The 6,250-nt window shown below is 69.8% G+C and carries 3 protein-coding genes; 2 read left to right on the top strand and 1 reads right to left on the bottom strand.

Annotated features, from left to right (window positions below):
* Positions 1-39: 39 nt before the first annotated feature.
* Positions 40-3,309: a S8 family serine peptidase gene (locus VGX25_RS30795; protein WP_326921460.1), complete on the bottom strand. Its 3,270-nt coding sequence runs from the start codon at positions 3,307-3,309 to the stop codon at positions 40-42.
* Positions 3,310-4,166: 857 nt separating this feature from the next.
* Here VGX25_RS30795 and VGX25_RS35850 point away from each other — a divergent pair.
* Positions 4,167-4,604, top strand: coding sequence for a serine hydrolase (locus tag VGX25_RS35850; protein WP_414636040.1), 438 nt, complete (start codon positions 4,167-4,169; stop codon positions 4,602-4,604).
* Between the two features lie 34 nt (positions 4,605-4,638).
* Positions 4,639-6,144, top strand: coding sequence for a serine hydrolase domain-containing protein (locus VGX25_RS30790; protein WP_326921459.1), 1,506 nt, complete (start codon positions 4,639-4,641; stop codon positions 6,142-6,144).
* Positions 6,145-6,250: the final 106 nt, after the last annotated feature.

Here is a 6,250-nt window from a genome sequence, read left to right as displayed (position 1 = left end):
GCACGCGGTGGCCGGGGGGCCGGGCCACCGCTCGTTCGGTCAGCTCCTCAACTTGTAGGCGCGGATGAGGGTTTGCTCGACGGTGGTGCCGTTGCGGTCGGTCGCCGTCGCCCGGAGGGAGACCGACGTGGCGTCGGCCGGGTGGTGCAGGAGGACGGCGAGGTTGACCAGGACGTCCGCCCTGCGCCAGGTCTTGCCTTCGTCGTAGGAGACGTCGACGGAGACGCGGTGCGGGCGGGCGAGGCTGCCCGACTGGTGTTGGAGGATGAGGGGAACCAGGTAGGGGCGGCCGGCGGGGGCGGAGTTGGCCGCGTCGAGTTGCGGGGTGAAGCGGATCGCCGGCAGGGGTAGGGGTTCGGGATTCGTGCCGGGGACGTGGCCGGAGCGGAACGTCCAGCTGGCACTCAGCGCGGTGGTCACGTCGAACTGTGGCGGGCGGGTGGCCTCGGTGGTGAGGCGGTAGGTGCCCGGGGTGGCGGGGACCTCGAACAGGCCTCCGTAGGGGGACGGGGACTCGCCGATGAGCCGTCCATTGTGGAACAGCTTGGCGCTGCCGGACTCCACGGCGGAGAAGCCGGCGTTGGCGGCGGAGTCGCTGAACAGGGGGAGGGAGAGGCGCAGCTCGTCGCCGAGGCGGGCGGCCCACGGCGAGTCGGACCGGGGGAATGCCGGGCCGAACACGGCGAAGGCGAACCGGGCCTGGTAGGTGCGGCCGGGGCGGAACGCGCGGAACTCGGAGCTGAGGTCGAGCTCGATGTCGAAGGGGTCTTCGACCAGTTGGAGCAGGCCGGTCTGCCAGCGGCCCTCGGTGTTGTAGAACTCCGTGCGCCGGCCGGGCATGGGGACGTCGAGGAGCACGGCCCAGGCGCCGGTGGGACCGGTGTCCGGCCTGGGGAAGGCGAACCGGGCGCCGATGCGGCCCTCGGGCGCCGGGCCGAAGTCGGCCCTGAGAGTGGCGAGGTCCCGTGGCGTGACCACCCGGCTGAACCCGGTTGGGAGGCTGCCGGACTGGAACCAGGCCAGGCCGTAGAACTGTCCGCTGGGGACGGTCCATTGGGTGTTGATGCGGGCCGAGAACGCCTCGGCGGGCAGGGCCGGGCCGAGGTGGGCGATGGACAGCTCGGCGAGGTCGGTCGTCAGGAACGACCGGCTCAGGCCGATGCCGCCGGTCCGGACGTCGTAGCCGATGTCGCCGAGAGCCAACGTGGCGGCCGGGTCGGGGGTGGTGATGCTGATCGGTTTGGCGGCCCCGGCCTCGACGTCGACCGTGGTGTCCCCGGTCAGCGACAGCGACGGGTAGGGCAGCAGGTGGTAGTGCGGGGTCTGCTCGTCGCCGGTGAGCACGAGGGTGTCCACGAGGTACCGACCCCTTGGCAGCCGGGTGGTGACCGTGCCGTCCGGGTCGAACGGGAAGGCGAACCTGGTGCTGTCCAGGCCGAGCAGCAGCATCGAGTACCGGTCGGTCGGGGCGCCGGCGAGATCGCGGACGTTGATCGTGAGGGTGTAGCTCTCCACCTCGCGGTTGATCGCGATCGGCGTCGTGACGGCCGATTCGCCCGCGGTGGCGACGATCCTGCCGGTGTAGCCGCCGTCGAGGGTGCCGGCCCGGGTGTCGCCGGTGAGATCGACCCGGGTCTCGCCGCCGGCGGGCACGGTGATCTGGTTGGCGCTCAAGGAGAACATGCCGGCGGGCGCGGGATTTCCGTCCGGGCCCTTGGCGTCGACGGCCAGGGTGAGCGTGACGTCGGTCGGGCCGGCGTTGCGGTAGGTCAGCGGCCTGGTCACCGGCTGGTCGTCGCCGTGCGGCCAGGCCACGGTGCCGAGGCTGACGTTGGTGGGCTCGGTGGTCACCGTCGTGGTGATGGCTTTGGCCACGTCGACGCGGCCGGAGCCCTGGTCGAACGCGGTGAGCGCGGCGTTCGGCGTGGCCGAGGCGGTGAGGGCGGCCTTGAGCCGGGCGCCGGTCCAGTCCGGGTGCTGCTGGGCGAGCAGGGCGGCGGCGCCGGCGACGTGCGGGGTGGCCATCGAGGTGCCGGACAGCGAGACGTAGCCGTCGGCCACCGGTTCCCCGATGACGCCGTCGGCGGCCTTGGCGGCGGCGATGCTCACGCCGGGACCGGTGAGGTCCGGCTTGATCGCGCCGTCACCGGTGCGCGGTCCGCGGCTGGAGAACGGGGCGATGCTGTCGTCGCGGTCGACCGCGCCCACGGTGAGCGCGGCGTCGGCGCTGCCGGGGGAGCCGATCGTCTCCGCGGCGCCGGAGTTGCCGGCGGCGATCACGAAGAGCACGCCGTGCCGGGCGGACAGGCTGTCGACCGCCTCCTCGAGCGGGTCGAGCTCGGGGGAGTCCGGGCCGCCCAGGCTCAGGTTGGCGACCTTGGCGCCCTGCTCGGCGGCCCACTCCATCCCGTCGATGATCCACGACTCCTGACCGAAGCCGTCGTCGTTGAGCACCTTGCCGTCCAGGATGCTCGCGTCGTGGGCGACGCCCCGGTATTTCCCACCGGATTTGGCGCCCGTGCCGGCGGCGATGGACGCCACGTGCGTGCCGTGGCCGAAGCGGTCCACGGCGTCCGGGGCGTCGCTGAAGTTCCGCTCGGCGACCTCCCGGCTGGCCAGGTCCGGGTGGGTCTGGTCCACTCCGGTGTCCAGCACGGCGATCTTCACGCCGGTGCCGGTGTAGCCGGCCGCCCAGGCCGCGGGCGCGCCGATCTGCGCCACACTGCGGTCCAAAGTAGACCGACGGGTGCCGTCCAGCCACACCTTCGCCACGCCGGTGCGCAGGCCGCGCGCGGCCGGGCCGCCGCTGGTGACCGCGTTCCACAGCGCGGCGGCGTCGGCCTTGCCGGCGGAGATCGCCGCGCCGTTGATGCTGGGCAGGTCGCGGGTGACGGTGCCCGCGGCCAGGTTCGCCCGGACGCCGCCCTCGTAGGCGACGATCAGCGGCAGCGTGTCCCGGCGCGCGTCGGCATAGCCGGACTCGATCAAGGTGGTGACGTCGAACAGCCTGCGGTCCAGCCGGCCGGAGGCGACCAGCCCGAGCGCGTCGGCCGGGATGACGTACAGGTGGCCGGCCGCGGTGAAGGTGGAGAAGGCCATGGCCGTCCGGCCGGGGGCCGGCCGGACCGCCCGGGTCGCTCCCGAGACGATCACTCGGTCGCCGGTGACGAGGGTGACCGACGTGGATCCGTCCGGGTCGGCCGGCCAGGGGCCGGCCGCCGATCGTGGATCCGCCGACGCCGGCTGGGTGGTGCCGACCGCGAGCGCGAGAACCGTTCCCGCGAGCGCGAGCCGTCTGCCGATACGCATTTCAGACCTCCGGTCGTTGCCCGTGGAGGGTTGACGGAGGCGTCCGACCGCGCGTGTGTACACGGCATCTAGAGATTGAGCGTATAGATGACCCCAGCACCACGCTCCGGCGAAACCCTGCGCCCCCTTCCCCTCAGTATGGGCAACCTAGCGGTCACTCAGCGGAGTAACAAGGGTATGCCCGGCCGATGTCGGTGATCCGGTCTAGCCTCCCGCCGGCCGGGAGGCCGGCGAGCCGGACGACCCACTTCGCGGTCGCCGGCGCCGGGTGGGCGCCGCGAATGCTGCACCGCGCACCATGCGCGGGGTGAAGCCCCAGGTAATTGCCGTCGTCGCGCCGCCAAACTCGGCCATTCGGGTGGACTTTCCGGTGCGCGGTCACTATCCGGCATCGGCCAATGAGAACATGTCCTATCCGCGATTACGCAGGTGATCACCACAATCTCCGGCTAAACTACTCCGTTCGGATGAACTTGCGCCGAGACGCTGAGCAGCGAGTTACCGCTGGATGTACGCACAATTAGTGCAATTTCACAAGTGCAACTGCTCCATTCGGCGGTCGCGTTGGCTGGTCGGTCTTGGTGAATATTGACTGGTCCATCGCTGGGATGGATGGCGGAACCGGGAGCCACCTAAGGGAGCGGCGGATGCCTAGGTACAACGCCCCCTTGCCGGGGATCCGGTTCTCGTCCAGGCCCTGCGCATGTTCAAGGCCGACGTAACCGGTCGGCTTCCCAGCAGTAAGCGCAGTCGAGCGCGGCGGTGCGCGCGGGTACGAAAGCAGCGGTATCCCTGTGCAAGGTGCGCGCGACCCAATCTCGTCCAGAGGGGGTGAGCATGTTCATCTGTGAGGAGAGATGGATCCCGCGAAGTTATCCGAGGGTCTCGGCAGTTCGGCTCTTCCCGGCGGGCAGCTGGCCGTGCTCCACCACGGCGCAGTCCGGTTGATCGAGGTCGGCGAGGAGGAACATCGGGGAAACGTGGCTCTGACCGGAGAATCGAGGATTCCGGTCGGATCCATTACCAAGACTTTCACCACGACCCTGGCCGCGTCGCCGATCTCCGGCGGAGATTGTGTGCGGAACGCGCCGGACGCGGAGTACCTCGCCGATCAACGGCGGTGCTCGCCCCGCGGCCGCCCGGCCGGCCGGGTGCGGGGGCCACCGCTGGTCCGGATTTCCATGTGGCTGCCAGCAGATCGCATTCCGCGGTCAACGCGCCGTTCACCAAGCCCATCCAGACTTATTGCCGGCGATTGCTATCGCCGTGCCGCTCCCGTGGTGACCATTAAATGACCTTCGGGCAGTGTGGATCTGGTTGCGTTACCGGATGACACATGTTGGGAGTGCCAATGCTCCGGCTGGCGGTGTCGGCTGCGGCCGGCCGGATTCATCCTTAACCCCGTCTCACGGGCCCCGAAACCGTTCAGTTGGAGAAGAAGATAGGGTCGTGTTTTCAATGTTGTCTTGCCTCGAAGAGGGCGCTGATTGCTTAGCCGACGCCCTGTCCGCGTCCGCCGCAAAACACCAGGTCCCCGGCGCCCAGCTCGCCATACACCGGGGTGGCCACACGGTGGCGGTCGCGGTCGGGGAAACGGAGTACGGCTCCGCGAATCCGGTTCGCCGGGATACCGCGTTTCCGGTCGGTTCGATCACCAAGGCCTTCACCGCGACCGTCGCGATGGTTCTCGTCGCCGACGGCGACCTCGAGCTGGACGCGCCGGTCGGCGAGTACCTCCCGAAGCAGGCGGCCGAGTCGGACGACTGCTTCGCACGGATCACGCTTCGTCAGCTGTTGAGCCACACCAGCGGGCTGCCCACCGGACCGGACTCGGTGACCAGCGGCTCCATCCGCCGTTACGTGCTCGACCACTGCCGGCAGCAGAACCTCGTCCTGCCGCCGGGCACCGCCTTCTCCTACTCCAACGTGGGTTACGTGCTCGCCGGTCATCTCATCGAGACGATCACCGGGATGAGCTGGTGGGAGGCCGTGGAGCTGATCCTGCTGAAGCCGCTTGGCATCATCCCCAGCTTCATCACCGCACCACCCACGTACACCCCGGAGCGACCGATCGCGACCGGCCACTCCGTCAACCGGGTCAGCGGCCGGACCGTGTCGGTCCAGCAGAACGAGCCGCTGGTCGAGGCCCCGACGGGGAGCCTCGCGGTGAGCGCGGAGGACCTCGTGTCCCTCGGCCTCATGCACGTCGGCCCCGGTCTGCCGGAGGTGCTCCCGCCCGACCACGCCGAGCGGATGCGCCACGCCGTCGCCACCGCGGACCCGTTCGGACTTGCCGACGCCTGGGGTCTCGGCCTGGCCATATTCCGGGACGAGACCACCGACTGGGTGGGCCACGACGGCAACGCCGACGGCACGGCGTGCTATCTGCGCATCGATCCCGTTGGTGGCTGCGTGGTGGCGCTGACCAGCAACGCCAACTCCGGGGCCTACCTGTGGCAGGACCTGCTCACCGAGCTGCTCGAGGCGGGCATCTGCGTCGGCGGGCAGGAGGTCGAGATGCCACCCGGGCGGTCGACCCTGCCCGCGGCCGACTGCGTCGGCAGGTACTCCAACGGAGACGACGACTACGACGTGATCGCGCAACGCGACGGTTATCTCTACCTGGCGCTCGACGGTGAGGTCATCGCGCGGTTGGTCTTTTTCGACGATCTGACCTTTTCGCTGCACGATCCCGTGTCCGGCACGCGGATGAATATGGGTCGTTTTCATCGCGACCCGATCAGCCGTGGAATCGACGGAATTCACACCATGGGCCGGTTCGCCCGTCGGCGGGTGCCGCGAATTCCCCTCGCCTCGGCGACCGAGCGATGTTGACCTCTGTCGATCGTCCGTCGGCAACACCCCGAAATCCACTGAGCTGAGCCGTCCGTGACATCGCGGACTGGCGGCGTCGATACACCACGCGCTCGAAAGGTCCGAG

It is taken from the genome of Actinophytocola sp., from assembly GCF_035942955.1.
In the GTDB taxonomy this organism is placed as follows: domain Bacteria; phylum Actinomycetota; class Actinomycetes; order Mycobacteriales; family Pseudonocardiaceae; genus DASYTH01.
This window is presented reverse-complemented; position numbering and strand designations above follow the sequence as displayed.

What these genes read in the sequence shown, in the direction of transcription:
- VGX25_RS30795 (WP_326921460.1), bottom strand. Translation starts at nt 3,309, where the DNA reads ATGCGTATCGGCAGACGGCTCGCGCTCGCGGGAACGGTTCTCGCGCTC.
- VGX25_RS35850 (WP_414636040.1), top strand. Translation starts at nt 4,167, where the DNA reads ATGGATCCCGCGAAGTTATCCGAGGGTCTCGGCAGTTCGGCTCTTCCC.
- VGX25_RS30790 (WP_326921459.1), top strand. Translation starts at nt 4,639, where the DNA reads ATGACACATGTTGGGAGTGCCAATGCTCCGGCTGGCGGTGTCGGCTGC.